Annotated in this window: 18 protein-coding genes and 2 pseudogenes; 9 read left to right on the top strand and 11 right to left on the bottom strand. The window is 70.4% G+C overall.

Features of this window, described 5'->3' with window-relative positions; genetic code table 11:
* Positions 1 to 123 precede the first annotated feature (123 nt).
* The 3 genes from IH25_RS0136050 to IH25_RS0136060 all read right to left on the bottom strand — a co-directional run bounded on the left by IH25_RS0136050 (position 124) and on the right by IH25_RS0136060 (position 2,856).
* Positions 124 to 921 carry a class I SAM-dependent methyltransferase gene (locus tag IH25_RS0136050; RefSeq protein WP_030620941.1) on the bottom strand — a complete coding sequence of 266 codons (798 nt, stop codon included), beginning with the start codon at positions 919 to 921 and terminating at the stop codon, positions 124 to 126.
* 40 nt (positions 922 to 961) lie between these two features.
* Positions 962 to 1,462 (bottom strand): hypothetical protein, encoded by a 501-nt coding sequence (locus tag IH25_RS41470; RefSeq protein ID WP_030620943.1) that lies wholly within the window; start codon positions 1,460 to 1,462, stop codon positions 962 to 964.
* 110 nt (positions 1,463 to 1,572) lie between these two features.
* Positions 1,573 to 2,856: a cytochrome P450 gene (locus IH25_RS0136060; protein ID WP_030620946.1), complete on the bottom strand. Its 1,284-nt coding sequence runs from the start codon at positions 2,854 to 2,856 to the stop codon at positions 1,573 to 1,575.
* 645 nt (positions 2,857 to 3,501) lie between these two features.
* Between IH25_RS0136060 and IH25_RS41475 the strand changes: the two genes are divergently transcribed.
* Positions 3,502 to 3,675, top strand: a complete 174-nt coding sequence (locus tag IH25_RS41475; RefSeq protein ID WP_157847079.1) for a hypothetical protein — start codon at positions 3,502 to 3,504, stop codon at positions 3,673 to 3,675.
* A 554-nt stretch (positions 3,676 to 4,229) separates the two neighbouring features.
* Positions 4,230 to 6,041: a biosynthetic-type acetolactate synthase large subunit gene (gene ilvB, locus IH25_RS0136075; RefSeq protein ID WP_078844599.1), complete on the top strand. Its 1,812-nt coding sequence runs from the start codon at positions 4,230 to 4,232 to the stop codon at positions 6,039 to 6,041.
* Between the two features lie 27 nt (positions 6,042 to 6,068).
* Here ilvB and IH25_RS40350 read toward each other — a convergent pair.
* Positions 6,069 to 6,866 (bottom strand): annotated as a pseudogene (locus tag IH25_RS40350) (IS5 family transposase); the annotation flags it as partial.
* An 87-nt stretch (positions 6,867 to 6,953) separates the two neighbouring features.
* Here IH25_RS40350 and IH25_RS0136085 point away from each other — a divergent pair.
* Positions 6,954 to 7,364 carry a cupin domain-containing protein gene (locus tag IH25_RS0136085; protein WP_078844600.1) on the top strand — a complete coding sequence of 137 codons (411 nt, stop codon included), beginning with the start codon at positions 6,954 to 6,956 and terminating at the stop codon, positions 7,362 to 7,364.
* A 461-nt stretch (positions 7,365 to 7,825) separates the two neighbouring features.
* On the opposite strand, the gene IH25_RS0136090 is transcribed toward IH25_RS0136085, so the two are convergent.
* Positions 7,826 to 9,193: a hypothetical protein gene (locus IH25_RS0136090; protein ID WP_030620962.1), complete on the bottom strand. Its 1,368-nt coding sequence runs from the start codon at positions 9,191 to 9,193 to the stop codon at positions 7,826 to 7,828.
* A gap of 436 nt (positions 9,194 to 9,629) precedes the next feature.
* On the opposite strand from IH25_RS0136090, the pseudogene IH25_RS38180 reads away from it, so the two are divergent.
* From IH25_RS38180 to IH25_RS0136115, 3 genes and pseudogenes are all read left to right on the top strand, one after another.
* Positions 9,630 to 10,464: pseudogene (locus IH25_RS38180) on the top strand (IS701 family transposase); the annotation flags it as partial.
* Between the two features lie 406 nt (positions 10,465 to 10,870).
* Positions 10,871 to 12,355, top strand: coding sequence for a PP2C family protein-serine/threonine phosphatase (locus IH25_RS0136110; RefSeq protein WP_030620963.1), 1,485 nt, complete (start codon positions 10,871 to 10,873; stop codon positions 12,353 to 12,355).
* 8 nt (positions 12,356 to 12,363) lie between these two features.
* On the top strand, positions 12,364 to 12,843 hold the full coding sequence (locus IH25_RS0136115; protein ID WP_157847080.1) for an STAS domain-containing protein: 480 nt from the start codon (positions 12,364 to 12,366) through the stop codon (positions 12,841 to 12,843).
* 755 nt (positions 12,844 to 13,598) lie between these two features.
* On the opposite strand, the gene IH25_RS0136120 is transcribed toward IH25_RS0136115, so the two are convergent.
* The 5 genes from IH25_RS0136120 to IH25_RS0136140 all read right to left on the bottom strand — a co-directional run bounded on the left by IH25_RS0136120 (position 13,599) and on the right by IH25_RS0136140 (position 21,025).
* Positions 13,599 to 15,104: a sensor histidine kinase gene (locus IH25_RS0136120; RefSeq protein ID WP_051754376.1), complete on the bottom strand. Its 1,506-nt coding sequence runs from the start codon at positions 15,102 to 15,104 to the stop codon at positions 13,599 to 13,601.
* A gap of 35 nt (positions 15,105 to 15,139) precedes the next feature.
* The gene (locus tag IH25_RS0136125; RefSeq protein ID WP_030620969.1) at positions 15,140 to 15,880 is read right to left on the bottom strand and encodes a response regulator transcription factor; all 741 of its coding nucleotides are present in this window, start codon (positions 15,878 to 15,880) and stop codon (positions 15,140 to 15,142) included.
* Between the two features lie 85 nt (positions 15,881 to 15,965).
* Positions 15,966 to 17,423: a streptophobe family protein gene (locus IH25_RS0136130; RefSeq protein ID WP_051754377.1), complete on the bottom strand. Its 1,458-nt coding sequence runs from the start codon at positions 17,421 to 17,423 to the stop codon at positions 15,966 to 15,968.
* A 30-nt stretch (positions 17,424 to 17,453) separates the two neighbouring features.
* A complete protein-coding gene (locus IH25_RS0136135; protein ID WP_051754378.1) occupies positions 17,454 to 19,655 on the bottom strand; it encodes an MMPL family transporter in 2,202 nt (733 codons plus the stop codon).
* A gap of 179 nt (positions 19,656 to 19,834) precedes the next feature.
* Positions 19,835 to 21,025 carry a serine hydrolase domain-containing protein gene (locus tag IH25_RS0136140; RefSeq protein WP_030620980.1) on the bottom strand — a complete coding sequence of 397 codons (1,191 nt, stop codon included), beginning with the start codon at positions 21,023 to 21,025 and terminating at the stop codon, positions 19,835 to 19,837.
* Between the two features lie 180 nt (positions 21,026 to 21,205).
* Between IH25_RS0136140 and IH25_RS0136145 the strand changes: the two genes are divergently transcribed.
* Entirely contained in the window at positions 21,206 to 22,612 is a 1,407-nt protein-coding gene (locus tag IH25_RS0136145) for an MFS transporter (protein ID WP_078844601.1), read from the top strand.
* A gap of 81 nt (positions 22,613 to 22,693) precedes the next feature.
* Here IH25_RS0136145 and IH25_RS0136150 read toward each other — a convergent pair whose 3' ends face one another.
* Positions 22,694 to 23,290, bottom strand: a complete 597-nt coding sequence (locus tag IH25_RS0136150) for a TetR/AcrR family transcriptional regulator (RefSeq protein ID WP_030620986.1) — start codon at positions 23,288 to 23,290, stop codon at positions 22,694 to 22,696.
* 161 nt (positions 23,291 to 23,451) lie between these two features.
* Between IH25_RS0136150 and IH25_RS0136155 the strand changes: the two genes are divergently transcribed.
* Positions 23,452 to 25,008: a class I adenylate-forming enzyme family protein gene (locus IH25_RS0136155; RefSeq protein WP_030620988.1), complete on the top strand. Its 1,557-nt coding sequence runs from the start codon at positions 23,452 to 23,454 to the stop codon at positions 25,006 to 25,008.
* 24 nt (positions 25,009 to 25,032) lie between these two features.
* Positions 25,033 to 26,226: an acyl-CoA dehydrogenase family protein gene (locus IH25_RS0136160; protein WP_030620990.1), complete on the top strand. Its 1,194-nt coding sequence runs from the start codon at positions 25,033 to 25,035 to the stop codon at positions 26,224 to 26,226.
* Positions 26,227 to 26,434: the final 208 nt, after the last annotated feature.

Below are 26,434 nucleotides of genomic sequence, written 5' to 3' on the forward strand. Positions count from 1 at the left end.
CCGCGCTGAACGCCTTCGACATCACCTTCGACGGCCGCCTGCCGGCAGCTCGCCAGTAGCCCCAACCACCCCAGTTACACCGCTCATTTGACAGACCCGGACATGCTCGCGTGCCGTCATTCTTCACATTACGGGCCTCTGCCCTTGCGTGGAGATCAGCAGATAGGAGGAAGGTGTGAAGGTGGGGTCGTCGAACAGGGCCATCAAGGTGTCGTACTCCGCGTCGGTGAGTCGCCCCGAGGCTACGAGGGACGGACGCAGTTGGCTGGCGTTGGAACGGTGCACCGTGGAACCGGGTGAGCCCGCGGGAGACGCGGTTTCGTAACCAGCGGCGTCCAGTCGCACCAGACCGGCTTCGCTCATCGTCTGGTAGACCTCTCGAGCCCAGGTCAAGCTCACGCCAGCCTCGGCGATGTGGGCGAGGAAGGCATGGATCCATTTCAGGAAGAGGTCGACCTGGCCGGTTTCGCGGGCGCGGTAGACGTGCGCGCGGGTGCAGTCGAATTCCTCGAGGACGAGCCAGCCGCCAGGTCTGAGCAGGGACACGAGCTTGGACAGGACCCTGCGCCGAGTGGGGAGGTGGATGAGGACCAGCCGGGCGTGGATGAGGTCGAACGGTGCCTCTGCGATGGGTTCGCCTCCGGTGATGTCATGCTGCTGGACGCGCAGGTGTCCGACGTTCTCGTATGCCGTCCAGCGGGGATCGATGTCGGTGACGACGACTGTGCCTGCCGCAGTCACCCGGTCGGCGAGCCAGCGACCGACAGAGCCTCCGCCGCCGCCGAGTTCCAGGCACGTCCACCCTGGCTCGATTCCGAGCTGGCCAAGTCGCTGAAAGGTGAAGGGGTCGTAGCACCGCTCCAGGCCAGCCATCCGGTCCTCGGCGTTGGGGTCGGCGTTGTCGAGTATGTACTTCGTCATGCGTGGCGGGCTCCTTCCGCTCTCGTCTGAGCGAGACGTCTCAAGCGGGGGGTGCGGCGTATCGCTCGCTGCGGCTGGCGGAGAGCCACTCACGGGCGACTCGATTGGCCGTTCGTTCATCGCCACCTCGCGCGAAAAGCACTACCTCGCGCAGGTCGACGATCCGGCCTCCGGCTCCCCAGCGACCTTCGGGCACGTCCAGCGGAAGTACCCATACGCGCGACGGGTCACGGTCCCAGGCACCCTGCTCTGCGGCCAGCACCATGTCGGTGATCGCGGTGACCACCTCTTGGACACGAGCGTTGGTGACCAGTCCCTCCGGTAAGCAGACGAGGACCCGGTAATGGGGCGCTGTAGCCGGTGTTCCGCCCACGAAGACGGCCGCGTGGTGAAGGAAGGCCCATGTGACCGCTTGGGCTTCGGGGTCGTCCGGGTCCAATCCCTCAAAACGGATCATCGCCCGGGTGATCTTGTTTATGAGGTCTTGTTCGGCTTGTTGAGTGAGTGCGCCTTCGGGGACGAATACGTCGATCATGGGCATGGTGTGCTCCTATGGCTGAGCAACGGCCGTCGCACGACCGGCGGGGGCTTTGACCGACCGGAAGGGGTCCGGGTAGATGCCGTGACTACCTCGCGGAATGGGCCGAGGGTTCATTCCGTCCGGCCTGATGCCTCGTCGGTGACAGTTTCCGCAGCGACGCGGAGCGAGGTGAAGCCATGAAAGCCGAGGTTGTTGTTCCAATTGAGTATTTGAGGCAGCACCCGGAGATTGGGCATACGCCGGTAGAGGCTTGCCAAGGCGATCCGGGTGGTTTGCCGTACGAGCGGGTCGCCGAAACACAGGTGTCGTCCCGCCCCGAACGTCAGGTGCTCGTTGGGCAAAGGCCGGTCAAGAACGAGCTCGTCGGCGCGGGAGAACTTGTCGGGATCGCGATTGGCCGAGGCCACATAGAGCATGACCGGGCTCTGCGACGAGAAGGGAATCCGCAGTCCACCGGAACTGGTGAAGGTGAAATCCTCCTTAACCACGCGGCCTACGAACTGTACCGGGGTACACCACCGCAACAGCTCCTCGACAGCGCACTCCACCGTGTCGGCACTCAACAGCAATTCACGGTCACGGGCCGGGCGCGCGTCGAGGGCGTGCACACTGTTGCCGATCAGATAGCGGATCGACGCGATACCCGCGAACAGCAGCAGTGCGGCCTGAGCGATGACGTCATCCTCGACGAAGTGATGGCCGTGCACTTCGGTGGTGTGCAATCGGTGCAGCAGACCCTTTTGGCGGGCCGCGGCGGCAGCGCACTCGGGCGAGGCGAGAAAGGCGACCAACTCCCGCGTGCTGGCCTGTGTTCGCCGCAGGTGTTCGACGGAAACCTGGGTCGAGCCGAATAGGTGAGCGATGTCGTCCGTCCACCGCGTGAGCTCGGTGTGGGCCTCGGTAGGCACGCCCAGTACGTCGGCGATCACCATGGCGGGCAGAGGGAACGCGAACTCGGACATGAGGTCGAAGCCGTCCGGGTCGACACGGTCGAGAAGCAAGTCCACCAGATTCTGGATCCGTGGTTCTAGTATCGCCTCACTGAACGGCGCGTAGCTGCGGTTGACCTGGCGGCGGTTCATGGTGTGTTCCCGGCCGTCATGGAAGGCCAGCCACCGCTCGTACACGCCGATCATGTCGGCGAACTCCCGCTGCTGAGGCTCGGACAGGAACCGCAGCGGCACCGCAGCTCGGGAATTTGAAAGCCGCTCGTCCGTCATCAGACGCAGGCAATCCTCGTACCGGAAAAAGAGCCACGCCCCACCGAATATCCTCTCCGACCAGTACGCGGGGTTACCGGCTCGCATCTCCGCGTAGAAGGAAAAAGGATCCGGAATGTATTCGGCGCTGTTATGGCTGAACTCAGCTGGCAGGAAAGGTTGTTCGACGGTCACTGCTTCCCTCCGCTTCGCGACCGTAGGTACGCCAATCACTATGGCATCCCCAGGAACGAGAGGGACACCCGAACTTCGTTCCGGGTCCGTGAACATGTTCAATATTGGCCGCGTTTGAGATCAAGTTCTTGCTTGACGTCGTAGCTGATGCCGAAGAAACATGTGATGCAAGCGTCGGGCAGGAAGGCGAAAGCCCCGAGCGGAGACCCACCACGGGAGCGGGGATTGCGCCGGCGTCGCCGGCATCAAGCACGTAAACGGTGTCGGCATCCCGGGAGCGTGGCTGTGCTTGGTTCAGTGGTCGGCGGTGTCCTGTGCGCTGCGGTCGCTCCCGGTGCGTCGGCGCGCCGTGATGACCGTGCCGGCGCCGCTTACGACCAGGGACCCGGCGCCCGTGATGAGCCACGTGACGGTGTCTCCGCCGGCGAGCGACGGTCAGGGGGTGCGTCGTGTGATTGCTTCGGCTGCTGTTGCTGCGTCCGGGAGACCAGAGGGTGGTGCACTGCTCTATCGCCTGACGGAGCTTGGTCGTCGCGGCGCCCTGCCACGGACGCTCGTCGCGCTCGCTCCAGTCGTGGATGACGGCGTAGCCGTCGTCTCCGGGTTTGCGGTGAAGGGCGACGTCGCGGCTGCGGAGGGGGTGTCGTGAGCGGCGAACGTGAGGACCAGGCTGTCCAGCACGCCCTGCTCGGCGTGGAGGGTGCGGACCTGGTCGACCTCCTGCACGTACTCGGTCACTCGGAAGCCATCGAGGTCGCGTACGCCGATTTCACCGCCCTCCAGAACAGCGAGGTCCCCGGACCCCACCTCGCCCCCTGACCGAGCTTCACTCTGGCTCGGCGGCTTCGGAAGAACAGGATCGCGGGTGACGTGGGAAACCTGTTCCATGCAACGTTCAACGTGTTCACGATGTGAGGGGCGGAACGAGGCCTTACGAGGCGCCTTCGCAGGAGACTCGGTCTGTGGCGGATTTTCATTCATCTCCGCTGTCGGCGCGCGGCCGCGCCTTTTCCACCGAGTGACCTCGAATGGAGCCGGAACCATGACACTTGCTCCCGCCGACCGCGCCGGTGTCAGCCTGGACTACCTGATAGCCAACGCCGCGTCAGTCGGCGAGGCGTTCCCCAGCGCATCTTCCCGGGAGAAGGTCGACCACATCGTGCAGCAGCCGGCGCTCGCCGCTCTGGCCGAGGAAAACGACCTCGCCCGGCGCGCGCGGACGAGAAGACGGGCCGCACCCGGGCCTGTGGTGACGCCACGGACCGTGTCCCGGCCGCCACCGCCTCCCTGTGACACCTGCTCCACGTCCATCATCTCCCGGCTCACCGGCGCCAACGCGTCCCGGTCGGCCTTGCCCCGTAAGGAGTCACCGCGTGAACGACCCACGACATCCGCCCACTTCCTCCGCGCGACGGTCTGCGGCCGAGTCCGCACCCGGCGCACGTGAGGAACCTACCGTCGGTTCGGGCGCCGAGACGGTGCTGCGCGTACTCGAACAAGCCGGTGTCACCACCGTCTTCGGCATACCGGGCGGAGCCGTACTGCCTCTGTACCAGGCGCTGCCCGGCAGCGGGCTGCGCCACGTTCTGACCCGGCACGAGCAGGCGGCGGGGCACGCCGCCTCGGGCTACGCCCGCGCGACCGGCCGGCTCGGGGTCTGCGTGGCCACGTCCGGCCCCGGAGCCACGAACCTGGTGACGGCCTTGTACGACGCGCACGCCGACTCCGTCCCCGTACTGGCCATCACCGGTCAAGTCAGTTCGGACCTCATGGGGACCGACGCCTTCCAGGAGGTGGACATCTGCTCGGTCGTACGACCCGTCACCAAGTGCGCGCTCCAGGCCACCACCGTCGACGACATCGCTCCGGCGCTGGTGGAAGCCATCAGCCGTGCACTCGACGGCAGACAGGGCCCGGTGCTCGTCGACATCACCAAGGACGCGCTCCAGGGATTGCGTACGGCCCCCGTGCCTGGCCTGCGCTCTCCCGCGCGACGGGTTCAGGCCCCGCCCCGGCTCGTGACACGGGCGGCCCGGCTGCTGTTGTCGGCGCGGCGGCCCGTGGTCTACGCGGGAGGCGGCGTGGTCTCCTCTTCAGCCGCCGCAGAGCTGCGGGAGGTGGCTGAGACGACCGGCCTGCCCGTGGTCACGACGCTGATGGCGCGCGGGTCCTTCCCTGACAGTCATCCGCTGAGCCTGGGCATGCCCGGTATGCACGGCACCGTTCCGGCCGTCTTCGCGCTGCAGGAGGCGGACGTAATCCTGGCCGCCGGGGCCCGGTTCGATGACCGGGTCACCGGACGGCTGGAGTCCTTCGCCCCTGAGGCGAAGGTCATCCACATCGACATCGATCCCGGTGAACTGTCCCGGAAGAAACACGCGGACGTCCCCCTCCTTGGCGACTGCCGCCAGACCCTGCGCGCGTTGGCCACCGAGCTGTCCCGGCAGGCAGGGCCCCTCGGCCACCGGCCAGTTCACTCCGCCTGGGCGGCCCGCACCCGGCGATGGCGTGACCGCTATCCCGTTCACGGCGGCGCCACCCTGACCGCGCTGGAGCCTCACCATGTCATCGAACGCCTCGGTCGGCTGACCGCCGGGCCCCGGACCGTCTACACCACCGGCGTGGGCCAGCACCAGATGTGGGCAGCCCAGCTCCTCCGGCTCGACCATCCACGCCGCTTCATCACCTCCGGCGGGGCCGGGACCATGGGATACGCCCTCCCCGCCGCGTGCGGCGTCCAGGCCGCACTCGCCGACCACGACGTCTGGGCGATCGACGGGGACGGGTCGTTCCAGATGACGGCGGCGGAACTGGGCACCTGCGTCCAGCACCGGCTCCCCGTGAAGGTGGCGGTCATCAACAACGGCACTCTCGGCATGGTGCGGCAGTGGCAGGACCTTTTCTACGACCGCACCTTCGTCCAGACCGATCTCGACAACGGACGGCCCAGCCCGGACATCACCAGTCTGGCCGAGGCATACGGCTGTCACGCCTTCCGGTGTACCCGGCCCGACGACGTCGACACCGTGATCCAAGAAGCGGCCGCACTCCGGGATCGCCCCGTGGTGATCGACTTCCGCGTGGACAAGGATGCCCTCGTCTGGCCCATGGTGCCCCCCGGAGCGAGCAATGACGACCTGCTCATAGCCCGCGACACACGCCCCGACTTCCTGTTCGGGGGCTAAGAGGTCCTCACAAAGGCGTTGGACGTGGCGGTGGGTGATGAGGCAGGTGGCGAGGCCGAGGAAGGCTTCGTGGATGCCGTCGCGTCGTTCCCAGCGGATGCGCAGGCGGCGGAAGCCATGCACCCAGGAGACTGGTGCGTTCGACGACCCAGCGGGAGATGCCCAGGCCGGTGCCGGGCGGCCGGCCGCGTGCGGCGATCGCGGCACGCATGCCTCGCCGCCACAGCAGCCACCGGTACTTGCCGTGGTCGAATCCGCGGTCCGCGACGAGCATGTCCGGCCGTCGCCGTGGCCTGCCGACGACGCCGGCGACCGGTGGAACCTGGTCGAGCAGGGGCAGGAGCTGGATGACGTCGTTGCGGTTGCCTCCGGCCAGCGACACCGCGACCGGGATGCCCTGGCCGTCGACAAGGATGTGGTGCTTGCTGCCCGGCCGTGCTCGGTCGACCGGGCCGGGACCGCTTTTGGGCCCCGGCGGGCCGCCCTGACGCGGGAGGAGTCGATCACCGCCCTCGACCAGTCCAGCTTCTTCGCCGACCGCAGCTTCCCCAGCAGCACCAGGTGCAGCTTCTCCCACACGCCGGCCTCGTTCCAGGCGGCCAGGCGCCTCCAGCAGGTCATCCCGCAGCCGACTCCCAGCTCCTGCGGCAGGTACTCCCACTGGATCCCGGTGTGCAGCACGAACAGGATCCCGCACAACGCCTGCCGGTCCGGCACCCGAGGCCGGCCCGCCACCAGCTTCGGCCCCGGCTCGGGCAGCAACGGCTCGATGAGCGACCACAGTTCGTCCGACACGATCCACGGCCGCGACCGACGCTTCCCCACGACCCGACCAACGACCAGACAAGCCGATGGCCACTTGATCAACAACCTCTGTCAGGACCTCTGAACCCGAAAGGTGAGGCAGAAACCATGCACAGTCGCGCACAGCACTCCGTCCGCAGCCAGACCGCCGCCGATGTGCCCGGCCCGCACGGCGTCGTCCTGGCTGCCGGGACCGTCCCGCGCCGGCTTCCGGAACTCGGCACCCACGCCTCCCGCGTGGTGCTACGCCGCCTGACCATCCCGCCGGGCGGCAGCACCGGCTGGCACTACCACCTCGGCCGTCTGCTGGTGCTGGTGGAATCCGGCGTACTCACCCACCATGAGACCGACGGCACCAGCACCACCCTGCGCACGGGAACCTGCTTCGTCGAGGAGCCCGGTCCTCATCGCGCGCACTGCGGCAGCAACCTCGGCCACCTTCCCCTGACCCTGTACGTCACCTACTTCCTGCCCGAGGCCACCAGCCCGCTGGCCGTCCCCGTCTCCGCTCCGGCCTGATCCGGAACCGACCGCGCCGCCGGGGCGTACACCACGCCGGGCCACGCCGGAAGGAACGTAGGACCATGGAGCCGCTCTTCCGTCTCACCGGTCTGCGGGCCCCGGTCACCGGCGCCTCGCCGGGGCATTGCAGACACCGTTGCCGAGGAACGGGCTTCTGACCGAGCAGGGGGCGTCTGTACGGGATGTGTTTCCACCGAGCGCAGACCCCGGTCGGTCTCGTCGGCAGCCCCAATGGCGCGGGCCGACCCAATGCCCGGGAGCATTGACAACGGCTCCCCCATGGCCCGTCGGAGCGAGTCCCCACCGGGACGGCCGCGCGCCTTGGTGTGCCGCAGGGCGACGGTGACCGCGGACTGGTCCCGCGAACGCCCCCTACTTCGACCGGGTGACGGCCCTCGTACTGGGTTGCGCACACCCGCCAGAGCCGGCCTCGGCCGCAGGACCTGACCAGCCGGGTGTCAGGCGACCGTGATGCCGAGCAGACGGAGTCGTTCGGCCAGGGCCGCGGCCTGCCGTACCCGAGGAAAGGCGGCGAGAGCGGCCTGCAGCTCAGCCGATACCACGGCGGACCAGTGGGAGATGAGCAATGGGTAGCGGTCGATGAACGTACCGACGTACGCGCACGCCTCCTCCACGCGGCCCAGCTCCAACAGCAGCAGAGCAACGCGCGCCTCGCTCAGGGCGGTTAGCCGTCGCTGGTGCGGGGCACGCCCCTCGGCGGCGTAACGCAGAGCTGACAGCGCGGCTGTGAAGTCGCCGAGCAAGTGCAGCGTACGGCCTTTACGATAGGCGAAACCCGCCTTGGGATAGGACGTGAACGGACCGGGGGCCCCCGATGCCTGCTCCAGGAAGCCCTCCGCCCGGTCCAGGGCCTCGTACGCGGCACGGCGCTCGTCCAGCAGCGCGAGGCCGTAGGCATGCTGAACGTGCACGAAACACCGCAGATCGGCGTCCGGGACGTGTGCGGCGGTCGCGACCGCCAGCCCCGCGAGGTCAGCCGCGTAGCGAGCGGCGCCGAGCCGTGCGGCCTGGACACTCATCGACCTGAGCGTCATGGCTCGTACTCTGCGGTCGCCGCCCTCGTCGGCCACGGCGAGGGCGAGCTCGTAATAGCGCTGAGCCAGACCTTGGTATCCGGCGTCGGCGCTCATTCCCCCCAGAACATAGGCGAGTTGCGCCGCTATCGACATCAGCCGTGTCCGTGGCTGAGGCGGCATGGCCTGGGCCAGCAGGACACCGACATCGTTGCCCAGCAGGGCTGCGGGCAGAGCGCGGGCGTATCCGCCGCCGAAGCGGGTCCACTGATCAGCGAACCGGGACACCATGAACTCCAGCCGCGCCAGGTCGGCGTCAGCGAGCCGGCCGCCACCGCGGCCAACGCGCACGGCCGGAGCGGGCGAAGGCACGATGAGGCCCTCGATACGCGGACGGCGTTGCCGGTAGACCAGGGCCACAAGACCAGAACGCCGACCCGGGTCGGTGTCGGTTCTGCACAACTGGACCAACGCCCGAGCCCCGTCCTCCACGGCCGGAACCGGCGCCCCGTCCCGTCGGCCCCCGTCCTCGGCGTCCGGCAGCAGACCGGTCTCGACCGCATGCACCAAGCGCCCCGTCCGGCGCGTCAGGACCTCGGCCACCAGATACGGCACAGGAGACCTCGGCCGGGACCCGGCCAGCCAGTGGGCGACAGCAGTACGGTCGTACCGCAGCACCAGGTTCTCAGTACGCCCCAGAAGGTTGACAGCGCGGGCCAGTTCAGCGGCTGTCATGTGCGCCTCGGTGAGCAAGGCCCTGAGCTGTATGTTCTGCATGCGGCGACGGGGCATGCCACGCTCCTTCACCGGGCACCGACGCACGACTCGCTTGGGCTCAGTGTCAGGAGCGCCATAACCCCGGTCAAGCCATTCTCTGAACATTTACGACACCAAATGGCCATACAGGCATCACAGGCACTGGTGCCGCTCCTCTTCTTCAGCGCCGTGTATGCGGTCAGGTCGGCTCACCGAAGGCCAGGCGCCGGGCCGTGTGCGCAGCGAGAGCTGGGCCGACTGCAGCCTGGGGCCTCCGAAACCGCGCCGGTGACCTGCTCGTCAAAGACGAGGAGGTGGAGATGTACCAGGCGTCGTTGGACGATCTCTGGCCCTGGGCGCTGCCCAGGACCGAGTCCATTCAGTTGCTGCGGCAGCACATCGAACGGCTCAGCAGCTAGTACTGCAACGGTGCTTGCCGTGACTGATGGCCAGCTCAGTCGTTGATGTGGTCATGGGTGGGGGCCTTGCTGATGTCAGGCTGTGGACCGGTGATCTCGACGCTCTGCATGACCGGTTCGTGCACCGGTTCAACCGGGAAGAGCCGCGCCAGTCGGTGCTCTCGAGTGGGATGCCGACGACGTCCTGGACGACGTACCGGGCTACGTCGTGGAACACCTCGGCGACCGAGAGCCGTGCTGATCGTCGACGACACCGGCTTCCCGAAGAAGGGTCTGCGGTCGGCCGGGGTGCAAAGGCAGTACTCCGGAACCGCCGGACGCACCGAGAACTGCCAGATCGGCGTGTTCCCCGCCTACGCCACCGGCTGCGGCCGCACGCTGGTCGAGCCCACGTCGTGGACGAGCGACCGGGAACGCTGCCGCCGGGCCGGCATCGGCAACGAGGTCGTCTTCGAGATGAAGGTGACCATGGCCAAGGCGATGGTCCGCAAGGCCATCGCGGACCGGATCCCGTTCACCTGGGTGACGGCGGACGCCGCCTACGGCTTCAGCAAGGGCTGGCGCTCCGAGTTCGAGCAGGCCGATATCTTCCACGTCATGGCCACCACCCGGCACGACACCGGCGTCACCCGCTGGGCACTCGACCACCCCGTCCACGACCTGTTCCCCGGCCTGCCGCGGCAGAAGCGGAAGCGTCGGTCCTGCGGCGAAGGGGCACACGGCCGGCGGATCTACGACTGGGCCCGCGTCGAGGTCAGGCCCTGGCACCGCGAAGACCGCCGGCACTGGGTCCTCCCACGCCGCAGCGTCAGCCGACCCGAGGAGATCTCCTACTACATCGCCTACTGCCCGGCCGGCACCACACTGGACGAACTCATACGGGATGCACCTGGCGCACACCAGAACCGCAGGTCAGACGCCCTTTGCGACCGATCCAAGAATGGCAACGCACTCCACATGATGCTTCATCGGTAAAATGTCAATATCCGCCAGTCAAGCAAAAAGACCAGCTGAGAGGCCTTTTTTGATCCTCAGCTGCCTTGAGTGAACGCCCGAAGCGTCAGGCGAGCGTCACGTCGACGGCCAAGCCCCTGCCCAGGAGGCTTCGGCGACCAGCCTGACCATAGGGCTCGCGTCCACGCCGAGCGGCTTCAGCGGAGGGCCTGCACAGCTCACCGGAGGCCGCGGTCGGGTGCCCGGCTGGCGGCGGAATTGGTGTTCGGGCTTGTGGTCGATTTAGGCTGCGTCGGTTCGTGCCGTCACGGCGGCAGCCCATCGACGGAGAGGAAAGCCGATGACGCAGCAGGCATCGGCCACCGACCCGGCTCCCGGGCGCCGCCCCGAGCTGGTCCCCGACCCGGATGTGGAGGCGGCCCGTATCGCGGCGGTGCGCCGCTACGACATCCTCGACACTCCCCCCGACGGGGCGTTCGACCGGGTGGCGGCGATGGCCGCCCGGCTCTTCGACGTGCCGGTGGCAACGGTCACGATCGTGGACACCGATCGCATCTGGTTCAAGGCCGCCCACGGCCTGGAAGGTGTCGCGGAGATAGGCCGCGATCCGGGCCTGTGCGGCTCGGCGATCCTGCGCGATGACACGATGGTCATCCCCGACACCCTCAAGGACCCCCTAGCGGCGGACAATCCGTTGGTCGCTGGGGAAATGGGGGTGCGCTTCTACGCCGCCGCACCGATCATCACCCCGGATGGGCACCGGCTGGGCACGGTCAACGTCCTCGACACCCGGCCGCGCTCGATCACCGAGGAGGACACCGCCACCCTTGCCGATCTCGCCGCGATCGTGCTGGACGAGATGGAGCTGCGACTGTCGGCGCTGCGCGCCCTGCGCGACGAGCAGGCCCGCCGGGAGGCGGAGAAGCGGCATGCCGAGGCGGAACGGGCACGCGCCGAGGCCGAACGGGCGGCGCGGGAGAAGGCGGAGCAGGACAGGGCCGCCATCGCCGCGTTCGCCTCCACCCTCCAGCGCACCCTGCTGCCCCCGGCCCTTCCCGTGGTGCCGGGCCTGGAACTGGCCTGCCACTACCGCACCGCCTCGGTCCACGACGTGGGCGGCGACTTCTACGACGTCTTCCCCCTCGACGGTGAGCGGTGGGCGTTCTTCCTCGGTGACGTGTGCGGCAAAGGACCCGAGGCGGCGACCGTCACCGCCCTGGCCCGCCACACCCTGCGCGCCGCGGCCCAGATCAACGCCGATCCCGTCACGGTGCTGAACGCGCTCAACACCGTGCTGCTCACCGACGTCACCGCCGGCCGCCGCTTCTGCACCGTCCTCTTCGGCCTCCTGGAGCCCCGGGAGGCCGGCGGCTTCACCGTCACCGTCGCCACCGGCGGCCATCCGCCGGCCTACCACCTGCGCCCCGACGACAGCGGCGCCGTCTGGGTGCGGACCGTACGCCCCCAGGGCGGAATGCTCGTCGGCGCCTTCCCTCAAGCGCCCTTCGCCCAGACCACGTTCTCGCTGACGCCCGGGGAGAGCCTGTTCCTCTACACCGACGGGCTGACCGAAGCCCGTAACACCGAAGGCGCCATGCTCGGTGACGACGGCCTGACCGGCTTCCTCCACCAGCGCACCGGACCCGTCACCGCCACCTCCCTGGTCGAGGACAGCATCACCCTGCTGGCCTCCCTGCCCGACGGAGCCGGCGACGACGTGGCTCTGCTGGCCCTGTCCGTCCCCCACCCCCACACCACACCCGACGGCGGTGTCGCCGCCACCGCCCACACCGCCGCCGCGCCCGACCACTTCGGCCAGGAGTGATGACCGACGTGCCCGACACACTGCAGCTGACCGTCCAGCACCCCCACCACGGCCTCGCGATCGCCACAGTCGCCGGGGACGTGGACGCGCGCACCGCGGACACCCTGCGCCGCGAAGCCTCCGGAATCCTCGAGCGAGGGTGCCCGCGCCTGGTTCTGGACCTGTCACAGGTCAGCTTCTGCGACTCCGCCGGTCTGAGCGCGCTCATCGGCCTCTGGCACACCTCCCAGGCGGTGGGCGGTGCACTCGGACTCGTCAACGTCCCCGACCGCCTGATGCGCATGCTCGTCCTCACCGGCGTCGACGCAGTCCTGCCGGTCCATGCCACCGCCGCCGAAGCAGTCACCACCATGACCGCCGGCCAGTCCACCAGCACAGGCGAACACGGCTCAATCACCCACTCCGCCGGCGACGGGAGCGGTGAGCCGACCGGGGTACAGCGCACGGCCTACGACAGCGCTCACAACCCCTCTGCCGAACTGAGCTGATCCCTTCCCCTGGTGCCGCGGCGGGAGCGAGATGCTTGCGCAACTTCGCTGCCGTGACGGCGTGCGCGCATGATCCAGGGAAGACGCCTTGTGGTGGCGCTGTGGCTCGCGGCGCGGGTTGCAGTCCGCTCTCAAAAACCGTCTCCATTGAACCCGGCGGCTCGGAACTGTCGACGTGCCGCTGACGAAAGACGGGGCGGATTCGCGGATGTCGGCCACGTGAGACATTACTCCTGCCGGACGGCTCTGGGACGGCGGGTCGGATCAGCATCGCGGCCGGGCGGATTCCCACCAACACGGCAAAGCCGTTGGGGCGGCGCGCAGGGTCCAGGATGGCTCGCGAGCGCGATGGCGGTCTCCCGCTGCCGATCGATCTGGTGCACCCGGCGCGAGGTGCCCGCCCAGACGCGACGAAAGCTGGTCCTCGGCGGTGAACGGCCGGTGTCCGCCCAGGTCGACCGTATGGCTGTGTCACGCGACTCGGACGCCGCACACCACCCGCGACACACCGCATCCAGTCGGCCTGACACGTGGACACGACACATCCCCCTGTCCACCTCTCCGGGGCCGACCCACTCGAACTGCCCTACGCCATGGGCGATCGACGGTACGGGTAACAGTCACCCGAATTCCCGGCAGGCGCTCGTCTCGTCCTCGCGGCCGTGCCGGCAGCGGCCGGCCGCGGGTGCCTTCTCCGCCCACCGGAACGAGGGCATGCGAGCCGAACCCCCGCCTCCGGGCTGTCGGCCCTTCGCTCATGTCGCCGTATCCACGGCCCGGTCGTCCAGCGGGTCGGGCAGGGGCAGCAGGACGCGGAAGGTGCAGCCCTGGCCGGGGGCGGTGTCGAGGGTGAGGCGGCCGGCGTGGGCGGTGACGAGGGCGTGGGCGATGGCGAGGCCGAGGCCGGAACCGCCGGTGGCACGGGTGCGGGAGTCGTCGGTGCGGTAGAAGCGGTCGAAGACGTGGGCACGTTCGGCGGTGGTGAGGCCGGGTCCTTGGTCGGCTACTTCCAGGACCGCGTGCCGGCCGACGGTGCCGACGCCGATACGGATGGGGGTCCCGGGAGGGGTGTGGGTGACGGCGTTGCCGATGAGGTTGGTGACGACCTGGCGCAGTCGGGCCTCGTCGGCGTGTGCCGGGGCGGTGGCGGGCTTTCCGCCGCCGGGTCCGGTCAGGGTCACCGGGCGCGTGGCGTCCAGGGCCCGGACGTCGTGGAGGGCGTCGGCGGCGAGGGTGCGCAGGTCCATGGGGGCGAGGTCGAGGGCGAAAGCCGGCTCTCGGGTGGTACCCATGCCCTCGGTGTCCTCGTCCAGGCGGGCGAGGAGGAACATCTCCTCGACGAGCCGGGTGAGACGTGCGGACTCCTCGGCGATCCGGGTCATCGTCTGGTCGACGTCCTCGCGGGTGGGCATGGCGCCCATGCGGTACAGGTCGGTGTAGCCCTTGATGCCGACGAGCGGCGTCCGCAGTTCGTGGCTGGCGTCGGCGAAGAAGCGCCGGGTTCTCGCCTCCGCCTCCGCGCGGGCCCGGAAGGCCGTGTCGATGCGGCCGAGCATCTGGTTGAGGCAGGCGGTCAGGCGTCCCACCTCGGTGTGCGGGGCGGCCAGTTCGGGGACGCGGTGGGAGTAGTCGCCGGCGGTGATCGCCGTCGCGGTCTCCTCGATCCGGGTCAGGGGGCGCAGTCCGGAGCGTACGGCGAACCAGCCGGCGACGCCCAGGACCGCGAGCAGTGCCACGCCTGCCGTCAGGGAGAGGTTGCGGGTCTTGGTGACGGTGCGGTGCACCTCTTCGAGGGAGGTGGCCACGACGACGCTGCCGTGGGGCGCGGAGCTGTCCGGGGGGAAGACCTGGGCGGGCTGGGTCAGGGCGATGACCCGCCAGTCGTGCTCGCCGTCGCGCGCGGGGACGGTGAAGGGGCGGCCCCGGTGGGCGAGGACGGTGGCACGGTCGAGGCGGGGCAGCTCGGGGCCGCCGCCCGGGGGTGCGGTGCTGGCGTCGAAGGTCCTGCGGGTGGCGCCGGCGTCGTCCACGTACGTGACGGTCGTGTCGCCGAGCACGCTGAGGGCGCGCACGCTCGGCGGGGTGCCGGAGCCGGACGGCGGTGCCAGCCGGGCGGCGACCTGTCCGGTCAGGACGAGCCGGTCGTCCACCCGGTCCTGGAGGTAGCCGCGCAGGGCCGTGGTGACGAGCAGTCCCGTACCGAGGAGACCGACGGCGACCAGCGCGACGGACAGGCACAGCAGACGGGTGCGCAGCGACATCCGGCCGAGCCACGCTCTGGGTGAAGGGAAGCGGCTCACGGCCGGGGCTCGCGGACGACGTAGCCGACGCCGCGGACGGTGTGGATGAGTTTGGGCCCGTCGGTGTCGACCTTGCGGCGCAGGTAGCTGATGTAGGTGTCGACGATGCTGGGATCGCCGCCGAAGTCGTACTCCCACACGCTGTCCAGGATCTGGCTCTTCGACATGGTGCGTCCGGCGTTGGCGACCAGGAAGTGCAGGAGGCGGAACTCGGTAGGGGACAGCCGTACGGTCCGCCCCGCCCGGGTGACGTGGTGGCTGTCGGGTTCGAGTTGCAGATCGCCGACGGTGAGGCGGGCCGGTGACTCGCCCCGGGTGCGGCGCAGTACGGCGTGGATACGGGCGATGAGTTCTTCCAGGTCGAAGGGTTTGGTGACGTAGTCGTCGCCGCCGAGGCGCAGTCCGTGCAGCCGGTCCCGCCGGTCCTCGCGTGCGGTGACGAAGAGGACCGGCACGTCGCCGCCCCGGCCGGGCAGGGGCGAGCGGGGCTGGGCGCGCAGCCGGCGGATCACCTCGAAGCCGTCCATGTCCGGGAGCATGACATCCAGGAGGACGAGGTCGGGGGCGTGCCGTGCGGCCAGGTCGAGGGCTTCCCGGCCGGTGGCGGCGGCGTCGACGTCGAACCCGGCGTAGCGCAGGGCGGTGCGCAGCAGCTCCCTGACGGTGGGTTCGTCGTCGACGACGAGCAGGTGGTCCGGGCGGCCCGCGGTGCGCGGGGGAGGTGTCAGTGCCGCCATGATCGTGGTTCGCCGCCTTTCCCCGATGCCACGGTGCCGCTTCGCGCGGGTGTCGCTCAACGCTGTTCTCAGGAGATCACATGGCTCAGGGGACCGGGTCCGAGGTGAGGGCGCGGCGCCTGGGCGCGGTGCCGGACGCTCCCGCGGGGCGTTCGCGGCGCCGTGCCCGTCGGCCCTGGAAGCGGCTCCCGCCGTAAGCGGCGAGGGCGGCCGCGACGAACGCGGTGAGCGCGGACAGCCGGGGGCTCGTGTCGAGGCCGGCGCGCAGGCCGCCCATCTCGCTGCCCATGAGGCTGACGCCGATGCGCAGTGAGCCGCGCGCGAGGTAAGGGAGCACGAACGTCGCGGCACCGACCGCGATGCCCATGCGCAGGGCGGTGTCGGCGTGGCGGTCCAGGAGGGCGTCGGCGTCCTGCCGCGCGGTGCGGGCCGGGGTGCGGGCGGCGGCGACGTATCCGGCGAGCAGCAGCAGGAGCAGGGTGAGCAGCAGTCCGATCACCCACAGTGGTACGCCGGCACCCGCCCAGTGTCCGAGGTCCACCACACGGTCCCGGTCGGCCGCGCCGTCCTGCTCCCCCGTGCCGAGCATGCCGGCCATCCCTCCGCCCTCGGGCCGCAGCCGCCGCACCCCCGCCTCCCAGGAGGTGCCCGCCCCCGTGGTGAGCAGTGCGGCGATCAGGTTGGGACCGGCGAGCAGCAGTGCGCCCGCGGCCTCGGCCGCTCGCTCCCGGCCGGTCAGCGCCGCGGCCGCGGCGAGTACGGCGACGGCCAGGGCGGCACAGCACAGCACGGCCGCGGTCCCCGTCAGGGCGGACAGGACGGCGTTCCACTTCATCCGCGGCCCGCCGAGGGCGACGGGGCGGGGCAGCGTCGTACGGCGGGCGGCGAGGCAGCCGACCGCGAGGACGGCGACCGCTCCCAGGCAGCCGAGGAACGCGGTGGTGACGACATCGGTCCGGAAGTCCACCGAGGACAGGCCCGAGGCGAGCCCACCGCCCGCCCCGCCGCCGAACCGGCCGGATCCGGCCCGTTCGCCGATCCTGTCCTTGACGTTCTCCGGCAGCCGGGCCGTGCCCCGCGCCAGGACGGCGCACACCGGGAGGGCCACCGCCGTGATCGCCAGTGCGCCGCCGCACCGCGCCCACAGCATCGCGGGGGTGGGCCGTGCCCGGCGGCGCAGCGGCCGGAAGAACCCGGTCGCCAGGACGGCCGTGCCCAGGAAGGACAGCGTCAGGGGGGTCAGCGTCACCTCGCCGGCCAGCCCGAGGCTCAGGCCGCCGCCCCCGCCGAGCAGTCCGCCGAGGCTTCCCTCGGCGGACTCGGCGGGCCCGGCGGCCGACTCCAGGGTGACGCCGCCGCCGACGGCGAGACTCACCAGCACCGGCACCAGCCGGGCGACCGGTGCGACGGCGCCGGCACCGAGGAGGACGAGGGCCGCCCAGGCGGTGGCGGCCATGGTGAGGAGGGCGGTCACGGCGGCGAGGGCGCCTCCGAGGGTGTGACGCCACACGGGAAGGGAGGGGCGGGACGGCGGTGCGGACATGAGCGGACTCCTCCTAGCGGGACGAGGGGTTCAGGTACCGGGGACATGGCCCGCGGTCGCACCGACGGGGCCGGCGTCGCCCGCCCCGGCCGTGCCTTGGCGCGAGCCCTCCAGCCGCTCCCCCTCCACGTCGAGGTCGGGTACGAGCCGGTCCAGCCAGCGAGGAAGGCTCCAGGCCCGCCGGCCGAGGAGGGCCAGCACCGCCGGGACGAGCGTCATACGGACGATGAACGCGTCGAAGAGGACGGCGGCGGCGAGCCCGAACCCGATGGTCTTGAGGATCTGCTCCTCGGAACCCAGGAACGCGGCGAACACCGAGACCATGATCACCGCGGCGGCGGTCACCACCCGTGCGCTGTGCTCGAACCCGCTGACCACGCACTCCTTCGGTGACTGCCCGTGCACGTACGCCTCGCGCATCCGGGTCACCAGGAACACCTCGTAGTCCATGGCGAGGCCGAAGACGACACCCACCATGAAGATCGGCATGATCGACACCACCGGCCCCGGCTCCGTGACGCCGAAGACGGACCCCAGCCATCCCCACTGGAAGACCGCGACCACCGCGCCCAGTCCGGCCAGCACCGACAGCAGGAAGCCGAGCGCGGCCTTGAGCGGGACGAGCAGGGAGCGGAAGACGGCGATGAGCAGTACGAACGCCAGACCGACCACGAGGGCCAGGTACGGGATCAGCGCGTCCGACAGCTTCTGCGAGACGTCGACGTTCATCGCGGTCGTGCCGGTGACGAGCACCCTGGCGCCGGTGTCCCGGGCGAGCGCCGGTTCGCGCAGCGCGTGCACGAGGTCGGCGGTCCGCGTGCTGCTCGGGGACGCCGCCGGTACGACGCTCAGTACGGCGGTGTCACCGGAGGCGCTCAGCCGGGGCTGTCCCACGGCGGTGACGTCCTCGCGGCCGCCTGTCCGCCTGGCGACGCTCTTCGCGGCCTGTTCGGCGCTGCCGTCGCCGTCGGCCTGGACGACCACGGTGAGCGGGCCGTTGAAGCCCGGTCCGAAGCCCTCGGCGATCATGTCGTAGGCCCGGCGCTGGGTCGTCGAGACGGGCTTGCTGTCGTCGCCGGGCAGGCCCATCTCCAGGGACGCCGCCGGGAGCGCGACCACGCCGAGCAGCACGACGCCGCCGAGCAGCACGGCGACCGGGCGCCGGGTGACGAACCGGGCCCAGCGCACGCCCGCGCCCGGGCGCTGCCGGGCCTTCCGTCGTGGACGGGCCGGCCCGATCCGGCGTCCGCAGAGCCCGAGCAGGGCGGGTATCAGGGTGATGGCGATGAGCACCGCGATGACGACCGTGCCGGCCGCGGCGAGGCCCATCTGGGTCAGCAGCGGGATGCCGACCACGGACAGGCCGGCGAGGGCGATGACCACGGTGAGCCCGGCGAACACCACCGCCGAGCCCGCGGTGCCCACCGCGTGCCCGGCCGCCTCCTCACGGCCGCGTCCGCGCGCGAGTTCGGCCCGGTAGCGGGAGACCACGAACAGGGCGTAGTCGATGCCCACGGCCAGTCCGATCATCACGGCGAGGCTGGTCGTCGTGGAGCCGAGGCCCAGCGGTTCGGCCAGCACCCGGATGACCAGCGCGCCGAACCCGACGCCGAGCACGGCCGTCAGCAGCGGCAGTCCGGCCGCGAGCAGTGAGCCGAAGGTGAGGACGAGCACCACGGCGGCCACCGCGAGCCCCAAGGCCTCCGAGGAGTGACCCGCGCCCTTGGCCTCGACGGCGTTGCCGCCCGCCTCCACGGACAGGTCCGGCGAGGCGGCCCGCTCTACGGTGTCCCGCAGCGCGGTGCGGGAGCCGTCTTCGAGCTTCGAGGCGGACACCTCGTAGGAGACCTGGGCGTAGGCGGTGGAGCCGTCCTTGCTCACGGACCGGGTGGTGAAGGGGTCGGTGACGCGCACGACCTGCGGATCGTCCCCGAGGGCCCGGACCGTCTCCCCGATGGCCCGGCGCGTCTGCGGGTCGGTGACCTTGCCGCCCTCGGCCCGGAACACGACGCGGGCGGTCGCTCCGTCCGCCTTCAGCTCGGGGAAGTCCCGCTCCAACAGGTCGTACGCCCGCTGCGCCTCGGTGCCGGGCATGGAGAAGTCGTTCGGCGGGGCGGCGGGGGCCCGTCCGGCCAGCACCCCCGCCCCCACGAGCAGTACCACCCACAGCAATGCGACCGGCCACCGCCTCCGGAAGGAGAACCGGCCCAGCCTGCAGAGGAATGTCGCCACGGAAAGGGCTCCCAGTCGGATCGGGCTTGCAGAAGTTCCGCCGCCGACGCTGTCAGCCCTCTCTGACCGGTCCCGGAGAGATCCTGGGAGTTTCCTGGGAGTCCCGGCCGCCACCGTTGGGACATAACGGACATGGCCACCATCGTGCGGCCCGGTTCACAGGAAGCTCCCGGACGGGGTCAGCCCAGGCCGGCGAGGTACGCGCCGATCCTCAGGAACACCCGGACGAACGGGGCGACCGGCACGGACGGCGAAATGACCTGGGAGCCGAAGTGGACGACGACGAGGTCCAGTCCGGGCGAGACGAAAAGCCGCTGGCCGTGGATGCCGCTGGCCATATAGGAGCCGTACGGATCGTTCGGGATCCACCACAGGTCGTGGTACGACAGCGTGGCCGGCGCCGTCGGCGGAGCGGCGGGGAAGCGCACGCGGCGGGGGTAACCGTCGGGGACGGCGGCGGTGATGGACGTGACCACCTCCTCCGGCACGACCTGACGGCTGCCGACCGCTCCGCCGCATCGCAGCATCTCCCCCAGGCGGGCGACGTCGCGGGCTGTGGCGCTGAAGCCGCCGCACGCCGCCTCGACACCCTCACTGTCGAGGACGTAGTAGGCGTCCTCCTCCGCGCCGATCCGGGACCAGATCAGTTCGCCGAGCAACGCGGAGGTGCTCACGCCGGTGACGCGGCGCAGTACTTCGGCGAGCGCCTCGACGTTGCCGTTCTCGTAGCGGAACTCCGTTCCCGGTGCTCCGGTGGCGCGGGCGGTCAGGAGGTGCTCGCGGATGGTGCCGGGGCCGCTGTAGCCGAACGGGCGCAGCTGGGGCGCTATGACGGCGTGGTAACGCTGGGCCTCGATGGCCTTGTCGTAGGGCCGCCCGGCGTAGCTGACCTGGGTGCCCATGTGCAGCAGGTCCTCGACGCGGGCCTCGCCGAAGGCGGTGCCCGCGAGTTCGGGGACGTAGGCGTCCGTCCGGGCCGAGCGGTCCAGGAGCCCCTCGTGCGCCAGCATCGCCGCGAGGAGGCCGAGGTAGGACTTGGCCGCCGACGCGTTGAAGTGAGGGACGTGGGGCGCTCCGCCGTGCGGGTACGCCTCGTGGACGACCACGCCTCGGTGCAGGACGAGGAAGGCGTCGGTCTGCGCCGTCGCGAACAGGTCCGGCAGGGTGGCCGTCGTACCGCCGAGGCCGAGGTCGAGCGTGTCGAGGCCGGCGGGCTCGGCGGGGAGGGTCCGGGCGGGGCCGGGGCCGCGCCACACGCGGCGGCTCGGGGAGAGTTCGCGGCCGGCCGAGGTGAAGCGGCGGATCCAGCCGGGGTCGGTGTAGCCGCGAGTCCACAGCAGGTCGCCCAGCCGGGCGTCAGTGTCGGTCATCTCAACTCCGTTGACGCAGAGGTCTTGAACGATGGCGCCGTTAACGTACAACCTGTTCGATAACTACGACAGCGCACGGTGCCCGCCTTCCCCGTCTTCGGGTGCCGTCCGAGCCCGGAGATCCCCGCCCTCGCACCGGGGGTGCCACCTCCACTCCCTCCCGAGCCGCAGGAGTGCCCCATGGCCGAACCGTCCTCGTCCGCACCATCCCGCCAGGACACCGCGGTCCCGCCACGCGTCGGGGTGCCGGGACGGCGGCACGCATGGCTGATCGCCGCGATGATCGTGACGTTCATGCTGGTCAACTACGCCGACAAGTCCGTCCTGGGGCTGGCGGCCGTGCCGATCATGGACGAGCTCGACATCAGCAACAGCACCTACGGCATGGTCTCCAGCTCCTTCTCGCTGCTGTTCAGCCTCTCCGGGCTGGCCGTCGGCTTCGTCTCCGCCCGGGTCTCCAGCCGTGTGCTGCTGTTCGGCATGGCCGTCGTGTGGGCGGTGGCCCAGCTGCCGGTGCTGTTCGTGGCGTCGGTGCCGGCACTGGTCGCCGGGCGGGTGCTGCTCGGCGCGGCCGAGGGACCGGCGGCTTCGATGTCGATGCACGCGCTGTACAAGTGGTTCCCGGCGGACCGGCGGGGGCTGCCCTCGGCACTGCAGATCGGCGGCGCGGCGCTCGGCACGATGGTGGCCGCGCCGGCCGTGACGGGGCTGATCGGCGCCTTCGGCTGGCGGTCCGCATTCCTGGCCCTGGCCGTACTGAGCCTGGTGTGGGCGCTCGCGTGGTGGCGGATGGGGCACGACGGCCCGTACGGCGAGACCCGCACGCCGACCGCACCGGCGGACGGCCGGCGACTGCCGTACCGGCGCCTGCTGCTGAACGGAACGGTCCTGGGCAGCATCGCCGGGGCGTTCGGCGGGTCCTGGGCCCTGGCGCTGAGCCACGCCTGGCTGCCCGCGTACCTGCGCACGCAGCTGGACATGACGCCGGGCACGGCGGCCACGCTGATCAGCGCGGTCTCGGCGTTCAGCCTCGTGCTGCTGCTCTCGGTGCCGCCGCTGCTGGACACGCTGCGCCGCCGGGGCCTGTCGGACCGGCGGTCGCGCGGCATCCCGCAGGGGATCGCGGTGGCGGTGGCGGCGCTGGCCATGACCGCGCTGCCGTTCGTCGACGCCCGGGGTGCCCATTTCGCGCTGCTGGCCGTGGCGTTCGGGGGCCACGCCATCGTCTTCCCGCTGCACTACATGACCACCTCGGCCGTCGTCCCGCCGCTCCAGCGGGGCGCGGTGTTCGGCATCGTCGCGGCGTCCGGGACCCTGCCGGGACTGTTGGCCCCGTATCTGACCGGGCACCTGCTGGACTCCGCGCCCTCGCAGACCGCCGGGTACACCCACGCTTTCCTGCTCTCCGGCGGGGTGATGCTGGTGTGCGGGCTGGTCTCACTCGTCACGGTCCGGCCGGACCGTGACGCACGACGGCTGGGGCCGGACGGGGGGCGGCCGGAAGGGGACGCACGACGGCCGGGCCCGAGCGGGAGGCGGCCGGTCCGGAGCGCGCAACGGCCGGAGGACGACGTGCACGACGCGTAAGCGGCCGATCGGGGCACGGGGCGGCCGTCCGCCCCGGACATCCGGTCCCGGTCCCGGCCCCGGGACGCCCCGCCCCGCCGCTCAGGCCGGCGGTTCGAAGCCGCTGGCCCAGTAGCGCCCGCGCATCGCCAGGTCGAGCAGCATCCGTACGACCTCTTCGGCGGGCAGGGACGGCGCGTCCTGTTCGACCCACCAGCGCAGCACCGCGAGCTGCTCCCCCACCCACACCCGGGCGAGCAGCTCCGGGTCGATGCGCGGCTTGACGGCGTTGCGCTCCGCGCGCGCCCGGAATTCCTCCGCGGTGGCGCGCGCGCAGGCGTCGACGAACATCTGCAGCGGTTTGCCGTCTCCCTCGCCGCGCAGCACGATCCGGTACAGGTCGCGTTCCTCACGCGCGTGCCGCAGCATCTCCAGGACGGGCTTGCCGGTGAAGCCGACCGCGCTGTCGGCGACGGCCGGGGCCAGCCGCTCGCCGAGTTCCGTCAGCAAGTCGGCCGTCACCCGGGCGAACAGGTCCTCCTTGTCCCGGAAGTGGGCGTAGAAGGTCGCCCGGGCCACGTCCGCGCGCTCGGTGATGTCCTCCACGGTCAGCGCGGTGAAGCCACGTTCCAGGACGAGTTCCACCAGGGCCGCCCCCAGCGCGCGCCTCGACCGTCTGGTCCGTCTGTCCTCGGCCATGGAGCCCTCCTCGATCCTCGCGCCTCGGTGCGCGCCCAGTGTAGGAGAGCCTTGACACGCGAACAGTTACTGAACAGTCTGTATGGCATTGATCAGTCAGTACGGAGATGGAAGGCCACTGACTGCCGTCGTCTTCCGACACACGCCTCGGAGAGGTCTTCATGAACCTCGGCACCTACTTGTCCCGTAGCGCCCGCTACTGGCCCGACGCCCCGGCACTCGTCTGCGGGGACCGTTCCTGGACCTTCACCGAACTCGACCGCGCGACCGACCGCCTGGCTTCCGCCCTGGCCGCCCGCGGCCTGCGCCCCGGTGACGCCGTGGCCTCGCTCGCGTGGAACCGCGGTGAGCTGGTGGAGGTCGAATTCGCGCTGTACAAGGCGGGATTGACGCGGGCACCGATCAACGCCCGCCTCGGGCGCGGCGAGATCGAGCACATCCTGCGCTACGCCCCCGTCCGCGCCCTGGTCTTCGACGCGGCCCACCGCGAGGACGCCCTCGCCGCGATCGCATCAGCCGGTACCGGCTGCCTGCCCGTCCCGCTGGACACGGGAGTCGAGGACGGTGTCCCGTACGACGCCCTGCTGGCCGAGGGCGCGGAGGCTCCGTTCCGCGTCGAGGTCGACGAGTCGCAACCCTGCGTACTGAACTTCACCTCCGGTTCCACCGGGGCGCTGAAGGCCGCGGTGCAGACGGTCGGCAACCGCCTGGCCAACATGCGCAAGCTGTTGATGGCCGACGAGTCCCGCCCCCGCCCCGGCACCCGCTACCTGGCCTGCGGCCCCATCACCCACGCCACCGGGATGGGCCTGCTGGCGGGAGCGTTCGGCGGCTCCACGACGTACGTCCTGCCCACCTGGAGCCCCGTGGGCTTCCTGGAGACGGTGGAGAGGGAGCGCATCACCGCCACATTCCTGGTGCCCGCCATGGTCAACACGCTTCTCGCCCACCCCGGTGCCGACCGCTACGACCTGTCCTCCCTGACGAGCGTGCGCGTCGGCGGCGCACCCATCTCACCCCAACGACTACGCGACGCGGTGGAGTTCTTCGGCCCGGTCGTCGCCCAGGGCTACGGGCTCGGCGAGACCACCAGCGTGGTCGCGGCCCTGAGCAGCGAGGAGATCGCCCGCGCGGTGAAGGAGGACCCGGAACTGCTCCAGTCCTGCGGACGTGCCGCGTACGACACCGAGATACGCGTCGTGGACGAGGCGGGCCGGGAGCTGGGGCCCCGCGAGGTCGGGGAGGTCATCGTGCGCGGGCCCGACTGCGTGCGCGAGTACTGGAAGGAGCCCGCCTTGTCCGCGGAGACCTTCCGTGACGGCTGGGTGCACACGGGAGACCTCGCGTGGATGCGGGAGGACGGCTATCTGTTCCTGGTCGACCGCAAGAAGGACATGATCATCTCGGGCGGCTTCAACATCTACTGCACCGAGGTGGAGACCGCCCTCTACGAACACCCCGCCGTCCAGGAGGTGTGTGTCGTCGGCGTTCCCGACGAGCGGTGGGGCGAGGCCGTGAAGGCGGTCGTCGTACGCCGCCCGGACACGACCGTCACCGCCGAGGATCTGATCGCCTTCTGCGCCGACCGCCTCGACCGCCTCAAGAAGCCCCGCTCCGTCGACTTCGTCACCGAGCTCCCCCACAACCGCAACGGCAAGCTCGACCGCAAGGCGGTACGCGAGCCGTTCTGGGCGGACACCGCCCGCCGCGTCAACTGACCACTCTCCACCAAGGACTTACCGGTGACCTTTTCCCTGCGCCCCACCTACGCCGACACACGAACCGCCGAACTGGTGGACCGTCTGCGCGACTACCTCGACGGCGAACTCGCCGAACACGAACGCGAGCACGGCATCACCCCGGCCACCCGCCTCACCCGCGCCGACCTCGAACCGGTCTGGCGCCGCAGCCGCGAACTCGGCTTCTACGGCATCCATCTGCCCGAGGAATACGGCGGCCAGAACCTCGGCTACTCCCAACTCGCCGCGCTGAAAGAGGAGATCGGCGCGAGCGGGCGCGTCCTCGCGCACAGTGTGCTCGGCGACATGGGCGGTCCACTGCGGGCCGGCGACATCCTCCGGCACGCCACCGCACACCAGCTGGAGACGTATCTGCTCCCGCTCATCCGGGGCGAGCGGGCCTGCTGCTTCTCCCTCACGGAGACCGACGCCGGCTCCGACGTCCGCTCCATGCGCACCGTCGCCGTACGCGACGGTGACGGTTACCGGCTGACCGGACACAAGGTCTTCTCCTCCGCCGGCCCCTTCGCCGACTTCGCGATCGTGGTGGCCCGTATGGCCGGCACCGGCGAACACGAGGGAGAGAAACCGGAGTTCTCCGCCTTCCTCGTGGACCTGGACAGCCCCGGCTGCCGGGTCGAGGACGGGGCGACACCGATGTCCGGCGAGCACATCGAGAGCGACATCGTCCTGGAGGACTGCCACGTTCCCGCCGCCAACCTCCTGGGCGAGGAGGGCAACGGCATGCGCATCGCGCTCGGCAGGGTCACCACCAACCGCCTGCTGCACTGCCCGACCGTGCTCGGCGCCACCCGCCGCGCCCTCCAGCTGACCCTGGACCGCACCCGCACCCGGCAGGTCTCCGGCAAGCCCCTGCTCATGCTCCAGGCCATCCAGCACAAGGTCGCCGACATGGCCACCGACTTCTACGCCGCCCGCTCCATGACGTACGCCGCGCTGGCAGCGCTGGACGAGGGGCGCGAGGTGCCCGCAGAGGCGTTCATGTGCAAGCTGTTCGTCGCCGAGTCCGCCTTCCGCATCCTCGACGAGGCCGTACAGATCCACGGCAAGGAGGGCCTGACCCAGGGCAACGAGATCGAGTACCTCTTCCGCAAGATCCGCATGTTCCGGATCCTCACCGGCACCTCAGAGATCCAGCGCAACGGCATCGCCAAGCTCTTGGCCTTCCAGCACTGACATCAGCAGCCGTCCTGGACGGTGGGGACTGTAAATCGTTCGGTGTAACTCCCGATCACGGAGGATGCATCGATGACCAGTGAGAACGTGGCCGAGGACGAGGTCGGCGAGGCGGCAGTGGCTGTGTCGGCGAAGGCTGTGGACGAAGGGCGAGATCACCGACCACCTCGGCTATGACAAGCACGGTGCGGCGGGCAGGAACGGTGGC

This window comes from Streptomyces achromogenes subsp. achromogenes (assembly GCF_000720835.1).
GTDB lineage: Bacteria > Actinomycetota > Actinomycetes > Streptomycetales > Streptomycetaceae > Streptomyces > Streptomyces achromogenes.